This is a genomic window from Pedococcus sp. P2_E2 (assembly GCF_056403955.1).
Genome location: NZ_JBFUEM010000010.1, coordinates 52,795 through 79,519, shown reverse-complemented (window position 1 = coordinate 79,519; position 26,725 = coordinate 52,795). Strand labels below are relative to the sequence as shown.

General features: G+C 70.9%; 21 protein-coding genes. 16 read left to right on the top strand and 5 right to left on the bottom strand.

Features of this window, described 5'->3' with window-relative positions; all coding sequences use genetic code 11:
- The first annotated feature begins 59 nt into the window (after window positions 1-59).
- The 12 genes from AC1DWR_RS18565 to AC1DWR_RS18510 all read left to right on the top strand — a co-directional run bounded on the left by AC1DWR_RS18565 (window position 60) and on the right by AC1DWR_RS18510 (window position 15,160).
- A complete protein-coding gene (locus AC1DWR_RS18565) occupies window positions 60-962 on the top strand; it encodes an FAD binding domain-containing protein (RefSeq protein ID WP_477614845.1) in 903 nt (300 codons plus the stop codon).
- Window positions 959-1,537, top strand: a complete 579-nt coding sequence (locus AC1DWR_RS18560; RefSeq protein WP_477614844.1) for a (2Fe-2S)-binding protein — start codon at window positions 959-961, stop codon at window positions 1,535-1,537. Before AC1DWR_RS18565 ends, AC1DWR_RS18560 begins: the two co-directional genes overlap by 4 nt.
- Window positions 1,534-4,011, top strand: a complete 2,478-nt coding sequence (cutA, locus tag AC1DWR_RS18555) for an aerobic carbon-monoxide dehydrogenase large subunit (RefSeq protein ID WP_477624932.1) — start codon at window positions 1,534-1,536, stop codon at window positions 4,009-4,011. Before AC1DWR_RS18560 ends, cutA begins: the two co-directional genes overlap by 4 nt.
- Window positions 4,008-4,646 carry an SRPBCC family protein gene (locus AC1DWR_RS18550; RefSeq protein ID WP_477614842.1) on the top strand — a complete coding sequence of 213 codons (639 nt, stop codon included), beginning with the start codon at window positions 4,008-4,010 and terminating at the stop codon, window positions 4,644-4,646. The genes cutA and AC1DWR_RS18550 overlap by 4 nt, the downstream gene beginning before the upstream one ends.
- Window positions 4,646-5,542, top strand: a complete 897-nt coding sequence (locus AC1DWR_RS18545) for a carbon-nitrogen hydrolase family protein (protein WP_477614841.1) — start codon at window positions 4,646-4,648, stop codon at window positions 5,540-5,542. The genes AC1DWR_RS18550 and AC1DWR_RS18545 overlap by 1 nt, the downstream gene beginning before the upstream one ends.
- 41 nt (window positions 5,543-5,583) lie before the next feature.
- Complete coding sequence (locus AC1DWR_RS18540) at window positions 5,584-6,042, top strand: VOC family protein (protein ID WP_477614840.1); 459 nt, start codon at window positions 5,584-5,586, stop codon at window positions 6,040-6,042.
- Window positions 6,043-6,206: 164 nt separating this feature from the next.
- On the top strand, window positions 6,207-7,685 hold the full coding sequence (locus tag AC1DWR_RS18535; protein ID WP_477624931.1) for a serine hydrolase domain-containing protein: 1,479 nt from the start codon (window positions 6,207-6,209) through the stop codon (window positions 7,683-7,685).
- 75 nt (window positions 7,686-7,760) lie between these two features.
- Window positions 7,761-9,932, top strand: coding sequence for a hydantoinase/oxoprolinase family protein (locus AC1DWR_RS18530; protein ID WP_477624930.1), 2,172 nt, complete (start codon window positions 7,761-7,763; stop codon window positions 9,930-9,932).
- Window positions 9,929-11,857, top strand: a complete 1,929-nt coding sequence (locus AC1DWR_RS18525; protein WP_477614837.1) for a hydantoinase B/oxoprolinase family protein — start codon at window positions 9,929-9,931, stop codon at window positions 11,855-11,857. Before AC1DWR_RS18530 ends, AC1DWR_RS18525 begins: the two co-directional genes overlap by 4 nt.
- Window positions 11,858-11,865: 8 nt before the next feature.
- Window positions 11,866-13,047, top strand: a complete 1,182-nt coding sequence (locus AC1DWR_RS18520; protein ID WP_477614836.1) for a CaiB/BaiF CoA transferase family protein — start codon at window positions 11,866-11,868, stop codon at window positions 13,045-13,047.
- Between the two features lie 35 nt (window positions 13,048-13,082).
- Complete coding sequence (locus AC1DWR_RS18515; protein ID WP_477624929.1) at window positions 13,083-14,168, top strand: alpha/beta fold hydrolase; 1,086 nt, start codon at window positions 13,083-13,085, stop codon at window positions 14,166-14,168.
- Between the two features lie 140 nt (window positions 14,169-14,308).
- Window positions 14,309-15,160, top strand: a complete 852-nt coding sequence (locus AC1DWR_RS18510; protein WP_477614834.1) for a class I SAM-dependent methyltransferase — start codon at window positions 14,309-14,311, stop codon at window positions 15,158-15,160.
- A 115-nt stretch (window positions 15,161-15,275) separates the two neighbouring features.
- Here the strand turns inward: AC1DWR_RS18510 and AC1DWR_RS18505 are convergent, their stop codons facing one another.
- Together AC1DWR_RS18505 and AC1DWR_RS18500 are read right to left on the bottom strand one after the other, a co-directional pair.
- Complete coding sequence (locus AC1DWR_RS18505) at window positions 15,276-16,592, bottom strand: fatty acid desaturase family protein (RefSeq protein ID WP_477614833.1); 1,317 nt, start codon at window positions 16,590-16,592, stop codon at window positions 15,276-15,278.
- 9 nt (window positions 16,593-16,601) lie between these two features.
- Window positions 16,602-17,711, bottom strand: coding sequence for a ferredoxin reductase (locus AC1DWR_RS18500; RefSeq protein WP_477614832.1), 1,110 nt, complete (start codon window positions 17,709-17,711; stop codon window positions 16,602-16,604).
- 152 nt (window positions 17,712-17,863) lie between these two features.
- On the opposite strand from AC1DWR_RS18500, the gene AC1DWR_RS18495 reads away from it, so the two are divergent.
- From AC1DWR_RS18495 to bar, 4 genes are all read left to right on the top strand, one after another.
- Window positions 17,864-19,033 carry a PucR family transcriptional regulator gene (locus AC1DWR_RS18495; protein WP_477614831.1) on the top strand — a complete coding sequence of 390 codons (1,170 nt, stop codon included), beginning with the start codon at window positions 17,864-17,866 and terminating at the stop codon, window positions 19,031-19,033.
- A 28-nt stretch (window positions 19,034-19,061) separates the two neighbouring features.
- The gene (locus AC1DWR_RS18490; RefSeq protein ID WP_477614830.1) at window positions 19,062-20,570 is read left to right on the top strand and encodes a carboxyl transferase domain-containing protein; all 1,509 of its coding nucleotides are present in this window, start codon (window positions 19,062-19,064) and stop codon (window positions 20,568-20,570) included.
- 108 nt (window positions 20,571-20,678) lie between these two features.
- Window positions 20,679-21,653: a carbamate kinase gene (locus AC1DWR_RS18485; RefSeq protein WP_477614829.1), complete on the top strand. Its 975-nt coding sequence runs from the start codon at window positions 20,679-20,681 to the stop codon at window positions 21,651-21,653.
- A 5-nt stretch (window positions 21,654-21,658) separates the two neighbouring features.
- Window positions 21,659-22,798, top strand: coding sequence for a barbiturase (bar, locus tag AC1DWR_RS18480; protein WP_477624928.1), 1,140 nt, complete (start codon window positions 21,659-21,661; stop codon window positions 22,796-22,798).
- Window positions 22,799-23,000: 202 nt separating this feature from the next.
- On the opposite strand, the gene purH is transcribed toward bar, so the two are convergent.
- The 3 genes from purH to AC1DWR_RS18465 form a co-directional block, all read right to left on the bottom strand.
- Window positions 23,001-24,638 carry a bifunctional phosphoribosylaminoimidazolecarboxamide formyltransferase/IMP cyclohydrolase gene (gene purH / locus AC1DWR_RS18475; protein ID WP_477624927.1) on the bottom strand — a complete coding sequence of 546 codons (1,638 nt, stop codon included), beginning with the start codon at window positions 24,636-24,638 and terminating at the stop codon, window positions 23,001-23,003.
- Window positions 24,635-25,246 (bottom strand): phosphoribosylglycinamide formyltransferase, encoded by a 612-nt coding sequence (gene purN, locus AC1DWR_RS18470; protein ID WP_477614826.1) that lies wholly within the window; start codon window positions 25,244-25,246, stop codon window positions 24,635-24,637. Before purN ends, purH begins: the two co-directional genes overlap by 4 nt.
- Before the next feature lie 69 nt (window positions 25,247-25,315).
- Window positions 25,316-26,551: a cell division protein PerM gene (locus AC1DWR_RS18465; protein WP_477624926.1), complete on the bottom strand. Its 1,236-nt coding sequence runs from the start codon at window positions 26,549-26,551 to the stop codon at window positions 25,316-25,318.
- Between the last annotated feature and the right edge of the window lie 174 nt (window positions 26,552-26,725).

Genomic DNA, 26,725 nt, shown 5'->3' with positions numbered 1-26,725 from the left:
CCGCCCACCGCTCCAGTGCGGAACTAGCCCCCACCGACTCGAGAAGGCAGGATCAGTCCGTGAAGCCCGCCCCGTTCGTGCACCACGCCCCTCGCACCGTCGCAGAGGCGGTCGCGGTGCTGGCCGAGGTCGGGCACGAAGGCAAGGTCCTGGCGGGCGGCCAGAGCCTCATCCCGATCCTGAACATGCGCCTCGCCTCCCCCGCCCACCTGGTCGACATCAACCAGGTCGCCGGCATCGCCGACGTGACCGTGAGTGACACCGAGGTGCGGGTGGGTGCGTTGGTGCGCCACGCGCAGCTCGAGCACCACGACGAGGCGTATGCCGCGTTGCCGCTGCTGCGCCAGGCGCTGGTCAACGTGGCGCACCCCGTCATCCGCAACCGGGGGACCACCGTGGGCTCGATCGCCCACGCCGATGCTGCCGGCGAGATGCCCGCGATGCTCGCCCTCACCGACGGGGTCGTCGAGGCGGTCTCAACGTCCGGCTCCCGCGAGATCGCTGTGGCCGACTTCTTCCAGGGCGCCCTCGAGACGTCCCTGGAGGCCGAGGAGCTGGCTGTCGCGGTGCGGTTCCGGCGGTTCGCTGTCGGCACGGGCACGGCCTTCATGGAACGCGCCCGCCGACACGGCGACTACGCGATGGCCGGCGTGGCCGCCGCGGTCCGCACGACCGACGGTGTCGTGGCGGACGCCCGCCTGTCCTTCGTCTCGGTCACCGACGTCCCCCGCACCCTGGACGTGACGTCCCTGTTCGTGGGGCAGGAGCCGGGCGCCGTCGACTGGTCGACGTCGGCCGACCTCGTCCGCGACGCCATCGAGCCCGAGGGCGACATCCACGCCACCGCCGAGTACCGAGCCATGCTGGCAGCCGAGCTCGCCCGACTGACGTTGGCCGAGGCCGCCGCGAGCTCCCTTGCCTGGCAACGGAGCTCACACGACACGGAGGGTCCAGCAGCATGACCGAACCGGCCATCGAAGAGCTGCTCGACCTGACCGTCACGGTCAACGGGGTCCCCCGCCACGCGAAGGCTCCGGCCCGACGCCTGCTGTCCGACTTCCTGCGCCACGACCTGCGACTCACCGGCACCCACGTCGGCTGCGAGCACGGGGTCTGCGGTGCCTGCACCGTGCTCGTCGACGGCCAGCCGATGCGGTCCTGCCTGATGTTCGCGGTCACCGCCCAGGCCCACGAGATCACCACGGTCGAGGGCCTCGGCACCATCGAGGCCATGGGCCCGGTCCAGCAGGCGTTCACCGAGTGCCACGGCTTGCAGTGCGGCTTCTGCACGCCCGGCTTCCTGACCACCATCACCGCCTACCTCGAGGACCACCCGCACCCGACCTCAGAGGAAGCTCGCGAGGCGATCTCGGGCAACCTGTGCCGCTGCACCGGCTACCAGAACATCGTGAAGTCCGTCCTGCGCGCAGCCGAGATCCGTGCCGAGCGCGGACGCGCGGGGTATGCCGCGGAGCCGGGCACGCGGCATCCCGCTGAGCTTGCGAGCGGGGAGCTCGCGACCGGGGAGGCGACGTGACGACCCAGATGTTCGGGGCGCGCGTCACCCGCAAGGAGGACCCGCGCCTGGTCACCGGCGGCGGTCGCTACCTCGACGACATGGGTCACGGCGCGCTGGCTGCCGCCTTCGTGCGCAGCCCGCACGCCCACGCCCGCATCGTCGACATCGACGTCACCGACGCGTTCGAGATCGACGGACTCGTCGGGATCTGGACCCACGAGGACCTGCCGGGCAAGGTCGGCGAACCGCTCCCCCTGCTCATCCCCCACCCCACCCTGACCCACGGCCGCACGCAGTTCGCCCTGGCGCGTGACGAGGTCAACTACGTCGGCGAGGCGATCGTCATGGTGGTCGCCCGCGACCGCTACGTCGCCGAGGACGTCTGCCAGCGGATCCGGGTGGACTACGAGCTGCTCACCCCCGTCGTCGGGATCGCCAACGCCCGCGACGGGTCGGCGCTGGTCCACGAGGACGTGCCCGGCAACGTCGCCTGTCGCATGCTCCAGGAGGTCGGCGACGTCGACGCGGCCATCGACGCCGCGCCCCACACGCTGGAGCTGGACCTCGACATCGAGCGCAGCGCCTGCATGCCGATGGAGGGCAAGGGCGTCCTGGCCCGGTGGGACACCGACAAGGGTGAGCTGCGCATCTTCTCCTCCACCCAGACCTCGACGGGGGTCCGGGCAGCCGTGGCCGCCAAGCTGGACCTGCCGCTCGCCAAGGTCGAGTGCATCGCCCCTGACGTGGGCGGCGGCTTCGGGGTCAAGATCAACCACCCGTGGCCCGAAGAGGTCCTGATCCCTTGGGCCGCAAGACTTCTCGAGCAGGAGGTGAAGTGGACCGAGGACCGTCGCGAGCACTTCATCTCCAGCGCGCACGAGCGTGGGCAGCTGCAGCAGATCCGCGTCGGCTTCGACGACGACGGGCGCATCCTCGGCCTCGACGTCAAGTTCTGGCACGACAACGGCGCCTACACCCCCTACGGCATCATCGTCCCGATCATCACCTCCACCCAGCTGCTCGGTCCCTACAAGCCGGGCGCCTACCGGTGTGAGTTCTGGTCGCTCTACACCAACACCGTGCTCGTGACTCCCTACCGCGGCGCCGGACGGCCGCAGGGCTGCTTCGCCATGGAGCGCACGATGGACGCCATCGCCGACCGCCTGGGTCTCGACCGGGCCGAGGTGCGGTCGCGCAACTTCATCCTCCCGAGCGAGATGCCCTACGACCACGGGCTGCTCTTCCAGGACGGGCGGCCGCTCAAGTACGACTCGGGCGACTTCCCCGCCTCGCTCGCCAAGCTCAAGGCCCTCGTGGGCTGGGACGACTTCGCGGCCTACCGCGCCCAGGCCGAGGCGGAGGGTCGCCGGGTCGGGCTGGGCATCGGCTGCTACGTCGAGGGCACCGGCGTCGGCCCCTACGAGGGCGGTCACATCCAGATCGAGACGAGTGGTCGGGTCAACGTGTCCACCGGCCTGACCTCGCAGGGCCAGGGACACGAGACGTCGTTCGCCCAGATCGTCGCGCAGGAGCTCGGCGTGCGCCTGGAGGACGTCTTCGTCACCACCGGCGACACCCGCCGGATGCCGTATGCCGTCGGCACGTTCGCCTCCCGCGCAGCGGTGATGAGCGGCAACGCGATCGCCCTCGCCGCGCGCAACGTCAGGGCCAAGGCACTTCGCATCGCGGCGGACGCCCTCGAGGTGTCGGCCGAGGACCTCGAGATCGTCGACGGCGTCGTGCAGGTCAAGGGCGCCCCCGGAACCACGATGTCCTTGGGCACCATCTCCGTCATGTCCAACCCGTTGCGCTACGCGTTCGACGACGCGGCCAAGGCGGCCACTCAGTTCGCCGGGAGCAACGACCCCGACAAGCCCCCCGTCGCCGACGACGACGAGCCCGGCCTGGAGGGCAAGGACTTCTACTCGCCGACCCAGGCCACCTTCGCCAACGGCATGCACGCGGCGATCGTCGAGACCGACCCGGTCACCGCCGAGATCCGCATCCTGCGCTACTGCGTCATCCACGACTGCGGCAACATGATCAACCCGCTCATCGTCGAGGGACAGGTCCACGGCGGCGTCGCCCAGGGCGTGGGTGGAGCGCTCTACGAACGGATGGTCTACGACGAGTCCGGGCAGCTGCTCAATGCGAGCTTCATGGACTTCCTGATGCCCTACGCCTCCGAGGTGCCGCACATCGAGACCGACCACCTCGAGACCCCGTCGCCGCTGAACCCGTTGGGCATCAAGGGTGCTGGCGAGGCCGGCTGCATCCCCGTGACGGCGGTCATCGCCTCGGCCATCGAGGACGCCGAGGGCTTCCCGATCACCTCGATGCCGATCTCCCCGGTCGAGCTGTGGGAGCTGCGCCAGCGGCACGCCCGCGGTGAGATCCCCTCGCTCGCCCGCACGCGGCACGCCTCGGCCCCACCTGCACCCACCACGTCGTCAGGCTCCGCACCCGCCCCGCCTGCCCAGGAGGCACCATGAAGATCTCCGGCACCGCCGCCCTCAAGGCGACGCCCCAACAGGTGTGGGACGCGTTCCACGACCCCGAGGTGCTGGCCCGCTGCCTGCCCGGCTGCGAGGCGCTCACCGAGGTCGGCCCCGACGAGTACGCCATGACCGTCACGGCGGGTGTCGCGGCGATCAAGGGCACCTACGAGGGCAAGGTCGCGCTGCGTGACCCGCAGCATCCCGAGCAGTTCACGATGAAGGCGCAGGGCGCCGGCGGCCCGGGCACGGTCGACGCGGACGTCGTGGTTCGCCTCGCGCCTTCGGCCGGCGGTGGCACGGACCTGAGCTACGACGCCGACGCAGCGGTCGGCGGGGTGATCGGTGGCGTCGGTCAGCGGATGCTCGCCGGTGTGACCAGGAAGATGGCCGGGCAGTTCTTCGAGGCGGTGGACGACGACATCGCCGGGGTCCGCAAGGAGAAGAAGGCCGGCAAGTACGTCAGCCCCGGCGTCTCCGTCGAGGAGGTGCCCAGCGGCCCCCGGCCCATCCAGGGGGTCGGCACCTCCACGGCAGCGTACGGCGGCCGTCCGTATGCCTGGGGCGTCCTCACGGGCGGGGCGATCGCGCTGGCCGGGGTTATCGTGGGATGGGCGATCGGAGGACGTTGATGCGTGCATTCACAGCCGCTGCCATCCAGCTCGCGCCGGTGCCGGGACCGTTGTCCCCGGAGTCGGTGCGCAAGAACCTCGACAAGTGCGTCGACTTCACGCGGCGCTGCGTCGACGCGACGGGCGCCGAGCTCGTCGTGCTCCCCGAGTCGGCGACGACGGGGTTCACCCCCGACTGCACGACCGAGGAGCTGTGGGACCTCGTGTCGGAGATCCCGGGTCCCGTGACCGAACCCGTGCAGGCGGTGGCCCGCGACCTCGGTGTTTATGCCGTGCTGGGCACCTACGAGCGTGGGCCCGAGCGGGGGGTCGTCTACAACTCCTCGGTGCTGATCGACCGCTCTGGTGACGTCATCGGCGTCTACCGGAAGACCCACCCGTTCTGCACCGAGCACGTGGACGGCGGCGGGTGGGTGACCCCCGGCAACACCGTCACGGTCTGTGACACCGACCTCGGCAGGATCGGCATGATCATCTGCTTCGACGGCGACTACCCCGAGCTGTCCCGGATCCAGGCCGTGCAGGGGGCTGAGGTGATCGCCCGGCCGTCGGCACTGCTGCGGTCGGCCGACATCTGGGAGCTGACGTCTCGGGCACGCGCCTACGACAACCACGTCTACGTCATCGGCGCCAACGCCACCGGCATCGACCCGGCGGGGGTGCTCTACTTCGGCAACTCGCACATCGTGACGCCGAACGCCCACATCGCCGCCAAGGCCGCGTCGCACGAGGGGTGGGTATCGGCCCTGCTCGACCCGGCGACGGCCCTGTCTTCGCTCACGCCGGGCTCCAACATCGGCCAGGGCTTCGACCACCTGCGGGACCGCAACCTCGACCTGATCCGCAACCACCGCGACGAGCTCGAACGCCCCGCGGAGACGTCCTTCCCCCACTGACGTCCTTACAGCGCGGAGGCGAACCCGGCAGGATGGGCGCCATGGACTGGACCCTCGAAGTTGTCATCCTGCCCGTCTCCGACCTGACGTCGGCCATCGAGTTCTACCGCGACAAGGTCGGCTTCCACCTCGACCACCGCACCACCAATGACTTCATGGACGTCGCGCAGCTGACCCCCGAGGGCTCCGGGTGCTCGATCGTCATCGGCACCCTGCCCTCGCAACAGGAGATGACGCCCGGCTCGATGCGTGGCCTGCAGCTCGTGGTCGCCGACGCGGCCGCGGCCCGCGAGGAGCTGACCGGCCGGGGGGTCGAGTGCAGCGAGATCACCGTGTTCGACGAACGCGACGGGGGCACCTTCTTCGGTTTCGCCGACCCCGATGGCAACACCTGGGGCGTCCAGCAGCTCAAGGTCCGTGGCGAGAAGCCGCTCATCCCCCTCGACCACCGAGGCCGCTTGGGAGCGGACCAGCCGGAGCCCGGACCGGAGCCCACCTAGCAACTTTCAGAAAGCGAAACCAGCCTGCACGATCGCGAAGGCCGGTTTCACGTTGTGGAGAGACCTTCGCGGCCGCGAGCCATGGATCGACCTGTACGGACCACACCGCGGTCGATCCGAGGCACCAGTGGCACGAATGCACCTCGGCAACGAGACTGACCGGCATGCCGCTGCCCACCAGCACACCCTCGGCCCAGGGCGTCGACGCGCTCGGCCTCCTCGCCGTCATCGACGCCCTCGAGTCGGACGGTCACGACCCGCACAGCCTCCTGGTCGCAAGGCACGGCCACGTCGTCGCGCGCGGGTGGTGGGCGCCCTATGCCCCCGAGCGCGTCCAGCTCGTCTACTCACTGAGCAAGTCGTTCACGGCCACGGCGGTCGGGCTGCTCGTCGACGAGGGACGGCTCTCGCTCGACCAGCCGGTCCTCGACCTGCTGCCTCCCGGCGACCTGCCTGCCGGGGTCGACGTACCCGACCGCTACCGGCGGCTGACCCTCGGCCACTGCCTCACGATGGCGACCGGTCACGACGGGGAGGGCTGGGGTCCCGAGGTCACGCGGGCGACCTACGACCAGCCCGGCGAGGGCGACCGCACCGACCCCGTGCTGGCCGCGATCCTCGCGTCCCCGCCCGAGCACGAGCCGGGGACGGCCTGGGCCTACAACCAGATCGCCACCTACCTCGCCGCGGGTGCCGTGCGGGGGGTCACGGGCTCGTCGGTGCTGTCGCTGCTGCGCGAGCGGGTCCTGCCGCTGCTCGACCCCCGCGGCGGGGGCGACGTGGTGTGGCACCGCACCGTGACCGGCCGTGAGCTGGGGTTCTCGGGGATCCACGTCGGATCCGACGCCATCCTCGCCCTGGCGCAGCTCCACCTCGACCACGGCCAGTGGGACGGGTCCGTGCTGCTGTCGCCCGAGTGGGTCAGGACGGCGACGACACCGACTGGCCTGCCCAACCGTGAGGCCGACCCCAACCCCGACTGGCGCGAGGGCTACGGCTGCTCGTTCTGGAGCGCCCGGCACGGCTACCGCGGTGACGGCGCCTACGGCCAGTACGCCATCGTGCTCCCCGAGCAGGACATGGCGGTCGCCATCACCAGCGAGACCCTCGACATGCAAGCCGTCCTCGACCTGGTCTGGGATCACCTGCTGCCAGCCGTCGGGCACGTGGACGAGAGCGGCGACGAACTCGCCGACGCCGCACTCGAGGAGCGGTTGGCCACCCTGGCGGTCCCCACCCCGTCGTCCTCGGCCCAGGGCCCGGAAACCGGGTGGTGGGTGCGCGCCGAGGACAGCACCCTTCCCCCTGCGTATGCCGCGATGAGCCTCTCGCCCGGCGGCGCGGCATACGAGATGGTCCTGGACTGCCACGGCACCAAGGTGGTCCTCGACGTGGGCGACGGCACGTGGGCGTCATCGACGCTCGCCGTGGGTGGCGTCGAGCTGCCCGTCGTCGCCTCCGGCGGCTGGGACGGTGACGGCTGCTTCAGTGCGGACGTCCGCCTCATCGAGACCCCACACACCATGCGCCTCCACACCCGCACCGACGGCACGGTGCATCTCGGCTGGCGCGCGGTGCCGATGCTCGGAGCCGACCCGCTCCGGAGTGCCGTGCGGGGGCCGGCGCTCCCCGCGCAGGACTGACGACACAGCCTTCACCGGCGTGGTTGGCAACATGTGCCAAGGCGAGGTGGACGCCTGACCGGTTGAATCTCACCCATGGCTCAGCGGCGGATCAGGATCGGTATCGACACGGGCGGCACGTTCACGGACGTGGTGGCGTTCGACGAGGACTCGGGCGAGATGGTGACGACCAAGACGCCGTCGACACCGAGCAACCCGGCGGACGGCTTCATCAACGGCGTCGCGAAGGTGCTGGACCTCATGGGTGCGGCCGGGCCGGACATCACGGCGGTCTGCCACGGGACGACGGTCGCGACCAACAAGCTTCTCGAGGGCAAGGTCGAACGGCTCGGCTTCATCACCAGCGAGGGCTACGAGTTCATGCTCGAGATCGCCCGCCAGGCGGTCCCTGACGGCTACGGCAACTCCTACTTCTGGGTGAAGCCGCCTCGCATCGTGCCGGCGGACGCCGTGCGCACGGTCGGTGGCCGGATGGACTTCCAGGGCAACGAGCTCCGGCCGTTCGACGAGGCCACGGCCGTGGCTGCGGCCCACTGGTTCCGGGACCGCGGGATCACCACGCTCGGCGTGTGCTTCCTGCACTCCTACGCCAACGACTCGCACGAGCTGGCGATGCGCGAGATCCTCCAGCGCGAGCACCCCGAGGCGATCGTGTCGATCTCGAGCGAGGTGCTGCGTGAGTACCGCGAGTACGAGCGCTCGATGACGACCCTCGTCGACGCGGCCGTGAAGCCCAACGTGAGCCGCTACGTCACCAACATCCACACGCGGCTCGACGACTTCGCCAGCGGGATCCCCTTCTACATCATGAAGTCCAACGGCGGCGTGCTGTCGGCGGACGAGGTCGTGCACCAGCCGATCACGACGGTGCTGTCCGGGCCGGCAGCGGGCGCGCTCGGGGCCGGCCTGATCGCCAAGCGGGCCGGGTTCCCCAAGGTGCTGACGTGTGACGGCGGGGGCACGTCGACCGACGTCAGCGTCGTCCTCGACGGCGAGCCCACCCTGACGACCGAGGGCACCGTCGGGGCCTACCCCAGCAAGATCCCGATGATCGACGTGGTCACCGTCGGCGCCGGTGGGGGTTCCATCGCCTGGGTCTCCCCCGAGGGCACGCTGAGGGTGGGACCGCACTCCGCCGGCGCCGATCCCGGCCCGCTCTGCTATGCCAAGGGGGGCACCCAGCCGACGATCACCGACGCGCACGTCGTCCTCGGCCGGATCCCTCCGCACCTGCTCGGCGGCGAGATCCCCCTCGATGTGGACGCCGCTCGCGCGGGCATCGACGCCCTGGCCGACCAGCTCGGCATCGACCCGGTCCGGTGCGCCACCGGCATCCTCGAGATCTCCGCGTGGAACCAGGCAAACGCGCTGCGCCAGGTCTCGGTGAAGCGTGGCCTGGACGTACGCGACTTCATGCTCACGACGTTCGGCGGCTCCGGCTCGCTGCTCGGCTGCCGGCTCGTGGACATCCTCGACCTCGCCGGGGTCGTCGTCCCGCAGAACCCGGGCAACGTCTCCGCCTTCGGGCTCCTCACCGTGGACGTCAAGAACGACTACGTCCAGACGATGGTGTCCAAGCACGCCACGCTCGACTACCCGGGGGTGCAGAAGACGTTCGACGAGCTCACCGCCAAGGCCGCGAAAGCCCTTGACGGAGAAGGCTTCCCGCGCGACGAGCACCGCTACTCGCGCACCGTCGACCTGCGCTACTTCGGCCAGGCCTTCGAGGTGCGCGTCGCCGCCCCCGAGGGCGCCGTCGACGAGGCGTATGCCGCGGGCGTGGCCGATGCGTTCCACGCGGAGCACCGCGCGTTGTACGGCTACGACTTCCGGGACGACCCGACCCAGCAGGTCGAGTGGGTCAACCTCCGGGTGACGGGAGTGGGCCCGATCACGCGTCCCGAGCTGCGCGAGGTCGAGACCCGCGACGCCGCGACTTTGAAGGCCAGTCCGGGTGATGGTCACCACGATCCTTCAAACTCGGCCGGTTCTGCCGCCTTGCCCGCGCCCACGAGCACGCGGGCGGTCTGCTTCGACGCCGACACCGGGACCGCCGACACCCCGATCTACTGGCGTCCGGACCTGCGGGCCGGCGACACCCTCGACGGTCCTGCGGTCATCGAGGAGTTCGGCTCCACCGTGCCGGTCCACCCCGGCTTCACGGTGCGGGTCGACTCCATCGGCAACCTCGTCATCACGCGGAACCCCCCAGCAGCCCCCATCACCTCAACAGAAGGTGCGCGATGAACAACGCCGGCCTGCCCACGGCATACGAGCACGGCAACCGGCTCACACCTCCGGGAAGCACCGTCGACCCGATTCTCGTGGAGATCGTCCAGGGGACGCTGGCCAGCGTCGAGATGGAGGTCGAGACCGCCATCGCGCGCACCAGCCGCTCCCCCATGATCCGCGACGCGCACGACTTCCGGGCGGGCATCCACGACCGGCAGCTGCGCAAGCTCACCGGCCGGTCCTACTCGGCCCTCGTGCACCCGATCGCCCGCGACTTCCCGCTGTCGGAGATGAGCGAGGGGGACGTCTTCTTCCACAACGACGTCTACGAGTCCGAGGGCGGCATCGGGCACCTCCCCGACCTGTGCGTGACGGTGCCGGTGTTCAGCGGCGGTGAGGTCGTGGCGTTCGTGCAGGCGTTCGGCCACCACGACGACATCGGTGGCGCGGTGCCGGGCTCGATGCCCAGCAACGCGTCCAGCGTCTACGAGGAGGGCCTGGCGGTCCCGCCGATCAAGCTGTGGGACAAGGGAGTTCCCAACAAGGCCGCCCTGCGGATCATGACCCGCAACTCCCGCATGCCCGACTCCCTGGCGGCCGACCTCGACGCGGAGTGCTCGGCCTGCCTGATGGGGGCCCGGCGGCTGTCCGAGCTGTTCGAGCGCTATGGCCGCGACACAATCGAGGCGGCGTTCGACACGATCCTCGACCAGACCACGGAGACGTACCGGCGAGAGATCCTGTCCAAGATCCCCGACGGCACCTACGTCTGGGAGGACTACGCCGAGCACGACGGCGTGGACGACCCCAGGCTGCACACCCAGCGGATCACCCTGACCAAGGAGCCCACGGGGGGTCCTGGTCCGGGGGACGGGGGCCCTCGGCTCATCATCGACTTCACCGGCACGGCACCGCAGGCCAAGGGGCCGATCAACCACTGCGGTGACTACGTCGGCGGCAACTTCCTCAAGAAGTGGCTCGCGCCGATCCTGCGCAACCTCGCCGACACCCCGGAACGGATGGCCGAGCTCGACGTCAACGAGGGCATCGTGCCGCTCATCGAGATGCGCTTCCCGGACAAGGGCACCCTGCTGACGCCGATCTTCCCCGCCCCCACGAACGCCCGGACCTTCGTCATCCTCAGGCTGCTCGGGGTGCTGGCCGGCGTCGTGGCCAAGGCCGTCGACGGCAAGATGCCCGCCGACCAGGAGACGATCCGCTACACCGGCGTCTACGGCAAGGACCGCGACGGCAACGACTACCTCATGCGCGAGGTGCTCGGCGGCGGCTCGGGAGGGCGCTACTACGCCGATGGCGAGGACACCATCCACGTCGTGCCCGACTCGCGGAACCTGCCCACCGAGTTCACCGAGAGCCGGTTCCCTTTCATCGTCGAGCGGCTCGGGCTCGCCGTCGACTCCGGCGGCGCTGGGCGCTTCCGCGGTGGCCTGGGCTACGAGAAGCAGATCCGGATGCTCAAGGACGCGCACTTCATGTCCATCGCCGACCGGTCGATCCTCGCCTGCTGGGGAGTCAAGGGCGGCAAGGCCGGCAGCTCCTTCAACGTCACCATCGACCTCGGCGGTCCCGACGAGCGCGAGGTCGACGCCCTGGCCGATGCCGAACCGGTCAAGGCGGGTCAGGTCATCAGGATCCGCACCACCGGCGGCGGTGGCTGGGGTGACCCGCTCGAGCGTCCCTACGAGGACGTCGAGCGCGACCTGCGCTGGGGCAAGGTGTCCTTCGAGGGCGCCCGCGCGGCATACGGCGTGGTCGCCTCGGGGACCAAGGACGCTCCGGTCGTCGACACAGCGGGTTCCGACGCCCTTCGCGCCGAGCTGCGCGCCGCCCGCGCAGGCGAGGAGCCGTTCTTCGACCGCGGCCCCGGCTACGCTCGCCTCGCCGACGGCAAGACGTCGGCCGACGTCGACTGGATGTGAGCAGCCTCGTGAACGCGCCCCTTGAGGACATCGTCGTCATCGACCTGTCGCGAGCCCTCGCCGGACCCCACGCGGGAATGATGTTGGGAGACATGGGCGCCCGCGTCATCAAGGTCGAGTCGCCCGGCACCGGTGACGACACCCGCGGCTGGGGACCCCCGTTCGTCGGGCCCGAGGACGACCCCATCTCGACGTACTTCCTCAGCGCCAACCGGAACAAGGAGTCGATCACCCTCGACCTGAAGTCCGACGACGGTCGCGATGTGCTCACCCGGCTGGCGACCCACAGCGACGTGCTGATCGAGAACTTCCGGCCGGGCGTCCTCGACCGGCTGGGCTTCTCCGCGGCCCGCCTCCACGAGCTCAACCCCCGACTCGTCATCCTGTCGATCAGCGGGTTCGGGCACGACGGGCCCCAGGGCGGAAGACCCGGCTACGACCAGATCGCCCAGGGTGAGGCCGGGCTGATGTCGGTGACCGGACCAGCTGCCGACACCCCCCAGCGCGTGGGGGTGCCGATCGGTGACCTGCTCGCCGGGATGTACGGCGCCTACGGGGTGGTGACCGCACTGCACGAGCGCAACACCACCGGTGTCGGGAGGGTGGTGCGCACGAGCCTGCTGGCTGCCCTCGTCGGCGCCCACGCCTTCCAGGGCACGGCCTACACCGTGGCCGGTCACGTCGGGCACGCGCAGGGCAACCACCACCCCTCGCTGTCGCCCTACGGCCTGTTCCACTGCCAGGACGGTGACATCCAGGTGGCCTGCGGCAGCGAGTCGTTGTGGGTCAAGCTCGCCCAGGCCTTCGACATCGACCCTGCCACGCCCGGCATGGCCACGAACCGCGAGCGCACCGTGAACCGCCCCCAGGTGACGGCCGCCCTCAACGCCGCCTTCGCGGCATACCCCCTCGACGTCCTCCTCCCGCGCCTGGCCGAGCTGGGCATCCCCGCGGGCGAGGTGCGCAGCATCGACCGCGTCTACGACTGGGACCAGACGCGTTCGCAGGGACTCGTGCTCGACATCGACCACCCCGTCCTGGGGCACATCGAGATCCCTGGGCCACCGATCCGCTTCGACGACAACGCGTATGCCGGTGGCCGCAGCGAGCACCTCGCGCCACCGACGCTGGGCCAGCACGACGAGAGCGTGCGCGCGTGGCTCGACGAGATGGACGCACCGCCGGACTGAGCGCAGCGACCGGACTTACCATCGGGGAGGTGGGCGTGCAGGCGCAGCAACCGAGGCAGGAGATCCGGTTCTGCCGCGCGCCCGACGGCGTGCGGATCGCGTATGCCGTGCACGGCACCGGTCCGCCGATGGTCGTGGACTCGTGCTGGCTGAGTCACCTGCAGTACGACTGGCAGTCCCCGGTCTGGCGGCACTACCTCGAGGAGTGGGGTCGTCGGAACACCGTCATCCGGTTCGACGAGCGCGGCCACGGCCTCTCGGACCGAGGCGTCACCGACCACAGCCTCGCGGCGCGGCTCGGCGACCTCGAGGCCGTCGTCGACGACGCCGGGATCGACCGGTTCGCGCTGCAGGCGATGGCCCAGGGCGGGCCGGTCGCGATCGCCTACGTCGCGAAGCACCTCGAGCGCGTCTCCCGGCTGGTCTTCTACGGCAGCTACTCCGGACAGCAGTCGAAGGACCCGACCGAGGCCGAGATGAACGACACGCTCGACGCGCTGATCAAGGTCGGCTGGGCGCGGCCCGACTCGGCGTTCCGTCGCGTGTTCACGTCCTTGATGATCCCCCGCGCCACCGAGGAGCAGCACACCTGGCTCGACGAGCTCCAGCGGGTCTCGACCGACGCCGACACCGCGCGGAGCTCACGTCGCCAGCGCCTGGCGGCCGACAGCAGCGCCCTGCTCGCGGAGCTCGACCTGCCCACCCTCGTGATCCACTCACGCGGCGACCGGATGAACGACTTCGAGGAGGCCCGCTACCTCGCGGCGGGCATCGAAGGGGCCCGACTGGTGGCCCTCGAGAGCGACAACCACATCGTGCTCGAGGACGAACCCGCCTGGCAGGTCTACTGCGCGGAGCTGCGTGACTTCCTCACTGACGAGGGCTCGGCGCCCGCGAGGCCCGCCTCCGGGCACCCCCAGTCCCTCGACGGGTTGTCCACGCGCGAGGTGGAGATCCTGCAGCTCGCCGCGCGGGGGATGGACAACGACACCATCGCGACCGCGCTGACGCTGAGCGTCCGCACCGTCGAGCGCCACCTCAGCAACGTCTACGCCAAGCTCGACCTCCACGGGAAGTCCGCCCGCACCGCGGCCGTCGCCCGCCTGCTCACCCGCGCCTGACGGCATACACGCACTGCGGCATCCTCCACGCACCCCGAAGTTGGGTACCTCCACGGATGCCGCCCTCCTCCGGGCAGTCCTACCTTCGGGATCGCAGGGGCAACCGGACGAACGAGAGCAAACAAAAGGGGAAGGACGGCATGACAACCCAGACATCAGGGACGGCGATCACCGACACCGACGAGGACCGCGCCCTCAAGGCCAGGCACAGCGCGATGTGGGCGCTCGGGGACTACTCCGCCGTGGCCAGCGAGGTCATTGCCTCCCTCGGCCCGATCGTGGTCGAGGCAGCCGGCATCACGGCCGGGCAACGCGTGCACGACGTCGCGGCCGGATCCGGCAACGTCGCCCTCCCGGCTGCGCGCACCGGCGCCGAGGTCGTGGCCACCGACCTCACCCCCGAGCTGCTCGACAAGGGGCGCCGCGACGCCGAGGCCGAGGGCCTGACGATCGCCTGGCGGGTCGCCGACGCGGAGGCGCTGCCCTTCGCGGACGGCGAGTTCGACGCGGTCGTGTCGTGCGTCGGCGTGATGTTCGCGCCGCACCACCAGGTGGTGGCCGACGAGCTGGTCCGCACCTGCCGGCCGGGCGGCACGATAGCCCTGCTCAGCTGGACGCCGGAGGGCTTCATCGGGCAGATGTTCGCGACCATGAAGCCGTACGCCCCGCCGCCGCCTCCCGGCGCGCAGCCCCCGCCGCTGTGGGGCCACGTGGACCACGTGCGCGACCTGTTCGGCGACCGGGTCGAGGGGCTCACGGCGCGACAGCAGGACCTCGTGGTGGACCAGTTCGCGACGCCGGAGGAGTTCCGCGACTTCTTCAAGGCCAACTACGGCCCGACCATCGCCGTCTACAAGGCCATCGCCGACGATGCCGACAAGGTCGCGGCCCTGGACCGTGACCTCGTCGCCCTGGCCGAACGGTTCGACCGCGGTGACGGCTACACCGTGCTCGACTGGGAGTACCTGCTGGTGACCGCCGCGCGAGTGTGACGGACGCCGCGACCGGCCCCAGCGCCAACGCGTCAGCCCGCCCGGAGTCCGGGCGGGCTGACGTGGTCGTTCGTGGCGCTGGGCGCCGGGTGAGGGGGGGTGAGGGGCTCCGGGCTCAGGCGGTGCGGACCGGGCGACGGTTGCGCAGCTTGCGGCGCACCTGCTTGCCGATCGCCTGAGCGGCGATGCCGACACGGTTGCGACCGGGCTCCGGGTTCGGGAGCGACAGGGAGATGACCTGGCCCCACGCGGACGCGACCTGCTTGTAGAGCGGCCCCGTCGTGTAGGTCAGGCCGTACCGCTCGCAGATCTCCTGCACCCGCGGGGCGATCTCGCCGTAGCGGTTGCTCGGCAGGTCGGGGAACAGGTGGTGCTCGATCTGGTGGCTCAGGTTGCCGGACATGATGTGCAGGGCCTTGCTGCCCGAGATGTTGGCCGACCCGAGCATCTGCCGCAGGTACCACTCGCCGCGGCTCTCGCCCTCGATGGACGCGCGGGCGAAGGTCTCGACGCCCGAGGGGAAGTGGCCGCACATGATGATCGAGTGCGTCCAGACGTTGCGGACGAAGTTGGCCGTCGCGTTGGCCGCGATGGTGTGCAGGAACGACGGGCCCGACAGCAGCGGGTGGAGGAGGTAGTCCTTGCGGGCCTGGCGCCCGACCTTGCGCAGCACCATCTTGCCGTTGCGCTTGAACTCCTCCTTGTCACCGCGGCCGGCGAGCTGCTTGCCGATCTCGAGGTCGTAGGCCGCGATGCCGTACTGGAAGAAGCACATGTTGACGAAGTTGTAGATCGGCTGGCCGAGGTAGGCCGGCGTCCAGCGCTGGTCCTCGTCGACGCGCATGATGCCGTAGCCGAGGTCGTTGTCCTTGCCGATCACGTTCGTGTAGGTGTGGTGCAGCTCGTTGTGGCTGTGCTTCCACAGGGCGGCCGGGGTGGCGCTGTCCCACTCCCAGGTGGTCGAGTGGATCTTGGGGTCGCGCATCCAGTCCCACTGGCCGTGGAGGATGTTGTGGCCGACCTCCATGTTGTCGAGGATCTTGGCGACCGACAGGCCGGCGGTGCCGACGATCCAGGCCGGCGGGAAGATCGAGAACAACAGCACCGCGCGCGAGGCGAGCTCGATCTTGCGCTGCACGTCGATCACCTTGCGGATGTATGCCGCGTCCTCGGCCCCGCGGGAGTCCAGGACTCCCTGGCGCAGCTCGTCGAGCTCCATGGCCAGGGCCTCGACGTCCTCGGCGGTCAGGTGCGCGGTGGGGTCGGCCTTGCCGGAGCGCTTCGGCACGTGGCGACGCTCGGCGATGGCGGTCGACAGCCGGCTGTTCGTGGTCCGGGTCGCGGTGCGCACGGAGGGGGCGCCCGGCGCCTTGGGGGTGGAGGCAGCGGAACCATCGATCGTGAGGTCAAACTTCTCTGCGGTGGCAGTCATGACGTCTCCTTAGAGGTCGATCTCGCAGTGGCCGGCAGCCGCCGACACACAGGTCTGGATGCGGATGCCGTCGCCCTTGGCGGCAATGGTGAGGTCGCCGCTGCGCAGGTCGCGCACGGCACCCTCCTTCAGGGGCACGACACAGCCGAAGCAGATGCCCATCCGGCAACCGGACGGCATCAGGACCCCGGCGGCTTCGCCGGCGTCGAGGATCGGGGTCGAACCGTCGGCATCGACGGTGATGCGCTGGGTACCGAAGGTGACCGTGCCACCCTCGCCCTCGGCGATGATGACCGGGCGGAAGCGCTCGGTGTGGAGTCGGTCGGCGATCTGGGCGTCGGCCCAGGCCGCCTCGAAGGCGTCGAGCATGCCCGTGGGGCCACAGGCCCACGTCTCGCGGAAGCGCCAGTCGGGCACGAGCTCGTCCAGCGAGTCGGTGCCGACCATTCCCTGGGAGTCGGTGTGCCGCTCGACGAGGCGGATGCGGCCGGCCTCGGCCCACTCGCGCAGCTCGGCGGCGAAGATGACGTCGGCCTCGGTGGGCGCGGAGTGGATGACGACGACGTCCTGCAGCTCGTCGAGGTGGTTGCGCAGCATCCCCATCACGGGTGTGACGCCCGAGCCGGCAGTGACGAACAGCGCGCGGGCCGGACGGGCCGACGGGAGCGTGAAGTCACCGGTCGCCTGGTCGAGGTGGACCAGGGTGCCAGCCTGGAGGGCGCGCACGACGTGGTTGCTGACCTTGCCGTCGGGGATCGCCTTGACGCAGATCGAGATGATTCCGTCCGGGGCTTCCACCGGGGAGGTGAGCGAGTAGGCGCGCCAGTTGCGCACCCCGTCGACGTCGACGCCGATCCGGATGTACTGGCCGGGCACGTGGCCGGCCCAGGAGCGACCGGGCTTGATGCGCACCGTGACGGCGTCCCGGGTCTCGGGGGTCACGGAGACGACGCGACCACGGAGGTCGGCGCCGGCGCGCATGGGTGCGATCAGGTCGAGGTAGTCGTCGGGCAGCACCGGGGTGACGACTGCCTCGGCAACTCGGCGGAGAACCGTGCGCAGGGACGGCCGGGGTCTCGTGGACCCTGGCGTCGTGCGGAGCGGGAGAACTGCGGTCATAGTTCCACTATGGGCGATCAGGTAGGGTAATTTCCTGACCACAGCGCGTGAGAATCGCGACCAGAACTGTTCGCAAAGGACAAAAGTCCATGGTGACGTCGGCCAGCGGGACCGCTGCTGAGCACGCGGCGGAGCTCAGTATCCCACCTGAGGTGCAGAGTGAGCTCAAGCGCGCTCTCCCCCAGGTGGCGGCCGACGCCGTCCAGGCCATCATCGTCGAGGTGCCCAGCTACGCCGAGGCCCGCGACTACCTCGTCGGCAACATCGAGTCGGCCGTGCAGGTGGCCCTCGGCAGCTTCCTGACCATGGCCGCCCGGTCCGACGACCCCAGCTCGCCGCTCGGGCCCGCGCGCCAGGCGTCCTACGCCCTGGGCCGCGGCGAGGCCCGCAGCGGGCGGAGCATGGACGCCCTGCTGTCCGCCTACCGCATCGGCGCCCGCGTCTCGTGGCGCGAGCTGTCGGCCGTGGGGGTGCGGGCCGGGATGTCCGCGCCCCTCCTGGCGCAGTTCGCCGAGCTGGTGTTCGCCTACATCGACGAGCTCTCCGCGGCCAGCGTCGCCGGTCACGCCGACGAGCTCGCCACAGCGGAGCGCAGCCAGGAGCGCCGGCTCGAGCGGCTGGCCCTGGACCTCGTGCGCGGCGCGTCCGACGAGGTGACGACCCGCCGCGCGGAGCGTGCCGACTGGGCCCCACCGACGACGGTCACCGTGCTGCTGGTCCCGGACGAGCGGCTGCACCAGGCCCGAGCCCTCGTCGACCCGAGGTCGCTGTACCTCGGCGAGGACCTGCCCGACCTGGCCGCCTCCGAGGACTACGTGGCCCTGCTGGTGCCCGACCTGCGAGCGCCCGCGCGACGTCGGCTGCTGCGGTCGCTGCGCGACTACGGCTGCGTGCTCGGTCCCGCCAGGCCGTGGCTGCAGACGGCCGCCTCCTACCGGCGGGCGCTGCGGGCGGCGCGCCTGCTGGCCGTCGAGAACCCCCGCCACACCACGGCATACGACACGGACGCCCACCTGGCCGAGCTGGTCCTGAGCGCCGATCCCGAAGCCCTCACGGACCTCAGGGCCCGCGCCCTCAAGCCGCTGGACGACCTGTCCCCCGCGGCGCGGGAGAAGCTCGTCGAGACGCTGCGCCTGTGGCTGCTGTTCGGTGGGCGTCGCGAGGCGGTGGCAGCCGGGCTCTTCGTGCACCCGCAGACCGTGCGCTACCGCATGGGGCAGCTGCGCGAGCTCTTCGGCGACGACCTCGACGACGCCGGGGTCGTGCTCGACCTCGTCCTCGCGCTGGGCGTTCCCCCCACGGGCGAGACGCTGACGCCCTAGGCTCGTCGCCTCGCACCCGGGAGGTGGCATGTCAGACCCGTCCAGGCCCTCGCGCCGACTCGGCGGGCTCGAGCTCGCCACGACCGTGCTCGACGCCGACAGCTGGGTGTCGTGGGACGGCCCGGTCCGCGAGGTGGCGACGGAGGGTTCGGCGTATGCCGCGGAGCTCGCCGCGGCCCGCGAACGGTCCGGTGCCGACGAGGCCATCATCACCGGCGAGGGACGCATCCGGGGGCGCCGGGTCGCCCTCATCGCCGGCGAGTTCCGCTTCCTCGCCGGTTCGATCGGCAGCACGGCCGCGGAGCGGGTGGTGCTCGCGTTCGAGCGCGCCCGCCGCGAGGAGCTGCCGCTCTTCGCCGCCCCCTCGTCGGGCGGCACGCGCATGCAGGAGGGGACGCCGGCCTTCGTGGGGATGGTCAAGATCAGCGCCGCCTGCGCCGAGTTCAAGGAGGCCGGACTGCCCTACCTGGTCTATCTGCGCCACCCGACGACCGGCGGCGTCTTCGCCTCGTGGGGGTCGCTCGGGCACGTCACGGTGGCCGAGCCCGGCGCCATGATCGGGTTCCTCGGGGCCCGGGTCTACGAGGCGCTCTACGACCACCCGTTCCCCGAAGGTGTGCAGACGGCCGAGAACCTCTTCGAACACGGCCTCATCGACGCGATCCTGCCCGTCGAGGCGCTCGCGGAGGTGGCCGACCGCGCCCTCACCGTGCTGACCGGCCCCCGGCAGGACCTGCCCGACGTCCCCGAGGTGCCCAAGGAGCAGCTCGCCGACACCCCCGCATGGGAGTCGATCACCCGCTCGCGGCGCACCGACCGGCCGGGGGTGCGCGCCCTCCTGCGACTCGGGGCGACGGACGTGCTGCCCCTGCACGGCACCGGGCAGGGCGAGTACGACCCCGGGATGCTGATGGCCCTGGCCCGGTTCGGGGGCGCCCCGTGCATCGTGCTGGGTCAGGACAGGGACCGCCAGACCCTCGACGAACCGTTGTCCCCCAAGGGACTTCGCGTTGCCCGGCGTGGCATGAAGCTGGCGCACGAGCTCAAGCTGCCCCTCGTCAGCATCATCGACACCGCGGGAGCCGCACTCTCCAAGGAAGCCGAGGAGGGCGGGATGGCCGGTGAGATCGCGCGCTGCCTCGCCGAGCTGGTGATGCTCGACGCGCCCACCGTCTGCGTACTGCTCGGTCAGGGCACCGGGGGTGGCGCGATCGCCGTCATGCCGGCTGACCGCGTGATCAGCGCGCAGCACTCGTGGCTGTCCCCGCTGCCGCCCGAGGGCGCCTCGGCCATCCTCCACCGCGACACCAGCCACGCCCCGGAGCTCGCCACCAGCCAACGGGTCCGCTCGCTCGACCTGCTCCACGCCGGCATCGTGGACCGGATCGTCGCGGAGCACCCCGACGCGGCCGACGAGCCCGAGGAGTTCTGCCGCCGGATGTCCCAAGCCATCCAGCACGAGCTCGCCGTCCTCGCCCGCGAGGACCCGGCCGCCAGGCTGGCCGCGAGGCTGGAGCGCTACCGCCGCCTGGGGTGAACGTGAACACATCTGCCAAGGCGGGTCCGGCCATTGGGCAGGTCCTGCCAACGTCATCGGCCGTCGCGGATCCCTAGGCTCGCCGCACGGACGACGAACGGAGGTGGCATGCGGGTCCTGATCGCGCTCGGCGGCAACGCCATGACCGGTCCCGACGGCAGCGCCACCCCCCAGGCCCAGCGGGAGGCCATCGGGCGGGCGATGGGACACGTCGCCACGGTCGTCGCGGCGGGCCACGAGGTCGTCCTCACCCACGGAAACGGCCCGCAGGTCGGCAACCTGCTCGTCAAGAACGAGCTCGCGGCCAACGTCGTCCCACCCGTCCCGCTCGACTGGTGCGGCGCGCAGACGCAGGGAACCATCGGGTTCACCATCCTCGACACGCTCGAGCCGGCTCTCGCCGCACGGGGGCTGAACCACCCCGTCGCTGCCCTCGTGACCCGCACGCTGGTCGATCCCGACGACCCCGGTTTCGCCACGCCGACCAAGCCGATCGGCCGCTTCCTGCCCTACGACCAGGCCCGGCCGCTCATCGAGCACGGCGAGACCTGGGAGGACCGCGGCGACAAGGGATGGCGTCGCGTCGTAGCCTCACCCGCGCCCGTCGAGGTCCTCGAGACCCACACCCTGCTCACCCTCCTGCACGCGGGCTACGTCGTCGTCGCGGCTGGGGGCGGCGGCATACCCGTGGTGCGTGACGCGGACGGCACCGTCCGCGGTGTCGAGGCAGTCATCGACAAGGACCTCACGGCAGCGGTGCTCGCCCGCGCCATCGGCGCCGACGCGCTCGTCATCGCGACCGACGTCGAGAACGCCGTCCTCGACTTCGGGACACCGCAGGCGCGAGCCGTCGGCCGCGTCACCCTCGCCGAGATGGAGGGGTATGCCGCGGACGGCCAGTTCGCGTCCGGCTCGATGGGTCCCAAGGTCGAGGCCGCCATGCGGTTCGTGCGTGACGGCGGTGGGCGCAGCGTCATCACCGCCCTCGACCGCATCGCTGACGCGCTCTCCGGCGAGGTCGGCACCGTGGTGACCGACCGGCATACCGAATCGTCAACAACCGCAACGTCATCAGGAAGGTAACTCCCGTGCCCGAGCCCATTGAGGTCCGTAAGGTCCCGATCCACAGTGTGTCCGACGCGAGCGAGCTGGCCAAGCTCATCGACGACGGGGTGATGGACGCCAGCCGGGTCATCGCCATCATCGGCAAGACCGAGGGCAACGGCGGGGTCAACGACTACACCCGCATCATCGCCGACCGTGCCTTCCGCGAGGTGCTGGTCGCGAAGGGCGCACCAGCCGACCAGGTGAAGCAGGTGCCGATCGTCTGGTCCGGTGGGACCGACGGGATCATCAGCCCGCACGCGACCATCTTCGCGACCGTCCCGGCCGACCAGGCCGAGCAGTCCGACGAGGCGCGGCTGACGGTCGGGTTCGCGATGAGCGAGCCGATCCTGCCCGAGGAGATCGGCTACACGGGCATGATCGAGAAGGTCGCCGCGGCCGTGCGGGTCGCGATGGACAAGGCCGGCATCACCGACCCCGCCGACGTCCACTACGTGCAGACCAAGACCCCGCTGCTCACCATCCACACCATTCGCGACGCGGAGTCCCGCGGCAAGTCCGTCTGGACGCACCACACCCACGAGTCGATGGACCTGTCCAACGGCACGACCGGTCTGGGCATCGCGGTGGCGCTCGGCGAGATCGAGATGCCGACCAACGAGGACGTGATGAACAACCGCTCGCTGTTCTCCGCGGTCGCCTCGTGCTCCTCGGGTGTCGAGCTCGACCAGGCGCAGGTCGTGGTGGTGGGCAACACCAAGGGGATCGGCGGTCGCTACCGCATCGGCCACTCGGTGATGCGCGACGCCCTCGACGCCGACGGCATCTGGGCCGCCATCAAGGACGCTGGCCTCGACCTGCCCGACCGCCCGCACACGAGCGACATCCAGGGTCGACTGGTCAACGTGTTCCTCAAGTGCGAGGTCAGCCAGGACGGCGCCGTGCGAGGTCGCCGCAACGCCATGCTGGACGACTCCGACGTGCACTGGCACCGCCAGATCAAGTCGGCCGTCGGCGGCGTCACCGCGTCGGTCACCGGCGACCCGGCAGTCTTCGTCTCGGTGTCGGCCGCGCACCAGGGACCGGACGGCGGCGGCCCCGTGGCCGCGATCGTCGACCTCGGTTCCGGCGAGCCCACGGGTTACCGCGCTCCCACCGCCTAAGACTCTCGCGCCCACCCGCACTTGTTGCCGCCTCGTCGTCACCGGAGGCCCCGATGCGGGGGTCAGTGACGACCTGGCGGCAACAAGTCGCCTACCCGCGGGACCTGTTGCCCCCTCGTCGTCACCAGAGGCCCCGACAAGGGGGTCAGTGACGACCTGGCGGCAACAAGTGCCCGGTGGGAGGAGTCAGTGCGCGCTGTGGCTAGTGACTGAAGTGACGGGTGCCGGTGAAGTACATCGTCACGCCGGCGGCCTCGGCAGCTGCGACGACCTCCTCGTCGCGCACCGAGCCACCAGGCGCGACGACCGCACGCACTCCCGCGTCGAGCAGCACCTGCAGTCCGTCAGCGAACGGGAAGAAGGCGTCGGACGCAGCGACCGCACCACGGGCCCGGTCGGCTCCGTCGGCGTTCGCCCGTGACACAGCGAGGTGGCACGAGTCCACCCGGTTGACCTGGCCCATGCCGATGCCCACCGAGCCGCCGTCCTTGGCCAGCAGGATCGCGTTGGACTTCACCGCGCGCACGGCTCGCCAGGCGAACTGGAGGTCGGCGAGGGTCGACTCGTCGGCGGCCTCGCCAGCCACGAGCCGCCAGCGGGAGGCGTCGTCGCCACCGGGCGTCTCGCCTTCGACGACCGCGTCGATCCGGTCCGGCAGCTGCACCAGCAGGCCACCGCTGATCGGCCGCGTCTCGATCGGGTCGCGGTGCGCCGCCATGTCTGCGGGGAGCTGGAGTAGGCGACGGTTCTTCTTCTCCCGCAACACCTCCAGCGCGTCGGCGTCGAACGACGGAGCCGCGATGACCTCGCTGAACGTCTCGTTCGCCGCGAGCGCCATCGCCTTGGTCACCGGCACGTTCGTGGCGATGATGCCCCCGTAGGCGGACACCGGGTCGCAGGCGTGAGCCGCGGCATACGCCTGCTCGACAGTGGCGCCCACGGCGATGCCGCAGGGGTTGGCGTGCTTGATGATCGCCACCGTGGGCTGGTCGCCGTGGTCGAAGGCAGCGCGCACAGCGGCGTCGGTGTCGATGTAGTTGTTGTAGGACATGTCCTTGCCGTGCAGCTGCTCCGCGGACGCCACGCCGGGACGCCAGTGCGTGTAGAGGGCGGCCGGCTGGTGCGGGTTCTCGCCGTAACGCAGCACGTTGGCCCGCTGGAACGTGGCGCCCGTCCACGCGGGGAAGCCGGTGCCGTCGGAGGTGTCGGTGTAGGCGTTGCCCATCCAGTTCGCGACCGCGTTGTCGTAGTCAGCGGTGTGCACGAACGCCTGGGCCGCCAACCGCTTGCGCTCGCTGAGCGTGAACCCCCCGCCCGCGACCGCTGCAAGAACTGCCGGGTATGCCGCGGGGTCGGTGATGACGGCCACGCTCGGGTGGTTCTTGGCCGCGGCCCGCACCATCGAGGGTCCGCCGATGTCGATCTGCTCGATGACCTCGTCAGGTCCGGCGCCAGACGCGACGGTCTCGCGGAACGGGTAGAGGTTCACGACGACGAGCTCGAACGGCTCGACCTCCAGCTCGGCGAGCTGGCTCAGGTGGTCGGCCTTGCGCGTGTCGGCGAGGATCCCGGCGTGAACGCGAGGGTGCAGGGTCTTGACCCGGCCCTCGAGGCACTCGGGGAATCCGGTCAGGTCCTCGACCTTGGTGACCGGGAGGCCGAGGCCCTCGATGAGGGCGGCCGAACCACCGGTCGACACCAGCGAGACCCCGGCCTCGTGCAGCCCTCGGGCCAGCTCCTCCAGTCCGCTCTTGTCATAGACCGAGATCAGCGCCCGGCGGATCGGCCGGCGCCCGGAGTCCGGGGCATCGGTGGTGGGGGTGGTGGACTGCTCGGTCACGGGATGGTGGCCTTCCCATCGGAAACGGTGATTCCTTCGCGGGCCGCGCGGCCCACGACCTGGACGAGCAGCGGGTGCTCGACAGCTTTGATGCGCTCGTGGAGGGTGTCCTCGGTGTCGTCGGCAAGGACGTCCACCGCCGCCTGGGCGAGCACCGGTCCGGTGTCTATCCCCGCGTCCACGACGTGCACGGTGCAGCCGGTCTGCGCAACTCCGGCCGCGAGCGCGTCGCGAACCGCGTGGGCGCCGGGGAACGCCGGCAGGAGGGCGGGGTGGGTGTTGATCACGGTCCAGCGGCCGAGGACGGCCGGGCCGAGCAGCTTCATGAAGCCTGCGGACACGACGAAGGCCGGCCCGTGGTCGCCGATGCGCTCCGCCAGCGCGGCATCCCAGTCGGCGCGCGAGTCGTGGTCCTCGACGCGGCATACGAAGGTGGGGATGCCCACGGCCGCCGCGCGGTGCAGGCCGCTGATGCCCGCGCGATCCGCGCCCACCGCGAGGATCCGGACGCCATAGGCCGGCTCGGCCGCGGCGTCGATGATCGCCTGGAGGTTGGTGCCCGACCCGGAGACCAGGACGACGATCCCGGTGGGCTCAGGCGCAGTCACGGTCAGGAACGATACCGACCACCCCCGCAGCCGTGGTCACCGCGTCCATCCACAGGGCGACGGGCAGGGTCAGCCTCGGAGCTTCCACCGGTCCCAGGCGAGAACCAGTGACGCGCCGGCGCCGAACTCGACCAGCAGCGCGAGGGTCAGCATCCCGGCCGGTGCCCCGATGTCGGAAAGCCGCGCGAGCCCGAGCGAACGGCCACCCAGGACGTCGAGCAGTCCCACCGCCCCCGCGGCCACCACCACGGCCGTGCCGGTGACGGTGAGCTTGGTGCGCTCGGTCGAGAGGCGGGCCACCGCGCGCAGCGAACGCCAGCCGATGAAAGCACCGGTCGCGACCGGCAGGAGGACCACGAGGGGAAGCAGGCCCGGAAAGGCACCCGGCTGGGGCAGCGCCCCGAACACCGGCACCATCGGCAACAGGGAGGTGCGGCTGCCGGTCCACGTCGCCGAGGCCCCTTCGACCGCGGAGAACCCCGTGCCGGCGACGAACGACACTGCCCAGAGAGCCAGGTTGGGGAGCACGGACAGCTGGGCGACGACCAGGACCGCGCCACCGATGACGCCGGGAGCCAGCTCACCCTGGAGGTGGCTCACCTGGTCGAAGTGGAGCACCACGAAGAGCACACACAGCGCCATGCCGATCCCCAGCATCGTGGCGGCACCTTCCAGCCCCGGGCGCACCGCGCGTCGCACGGCATCGGGGAACCACGAGGGTCGGCCCAGACCGGGTCCGGCGAGCTCGGGTCGCCCCTTGACCAGCCTGGCCAGTGCGGTCGTGGCGGAGAGGGTGGGCACGAAGAGCACGGGAAGGACGAGCGTCCACGCGACCGGGCTCGGACCCGCCAGGAACGCGACGAGGACCCACAGCAGCGCGCACGCGGCATACCCGGCGGTCCAGGCACCGAGGGCGAAGGCGACAGGGCCGTGAACGGTGTCCCGGACGAGGCGGATGGTGCGCGCCTCGGCGGCCTCACGGGCCGCACGTCCGGCGGCCCACGAGCCGATCACGACGCTCACGCCGAAGGCGAGCAGGGGGACCACGGTCACGTGCGCGACACCGAGGGTCAGGTGCGCGCCGCCGGCCAGCAGCCACAGGCTCGCGCCGACGCCCAGGGAGGTGGTCCACGACACGGTGCTCTCGGGCGCGGCCACCCAGACGAGCAGGGCCGGCAGGACGAAGACGGCCGCCGAACCTGCCGCCGCCAGCGCCCCGGCCACCAGGGCCCGCCGGTGCGCGACGAGGCCTGGCGCGCCGTCGGTCGACGAGGTGCCCCCACGCAGTAGTTCCATCACAGTCATCGCTGCTCCATCGTCGCGGACCGGGACGACGCAGCCGTCGTGCAACGCCGAACACCCCGGAGAAATGTCCGAACGCGCCGCAACCCAACCTCGCGCGAGCGCGTCTGCTGCGGTGTGATGGCCCCAGCGGTTCCGATGGGCGCTGAAGTGCCGACGGGCACTGCAGTACCGACC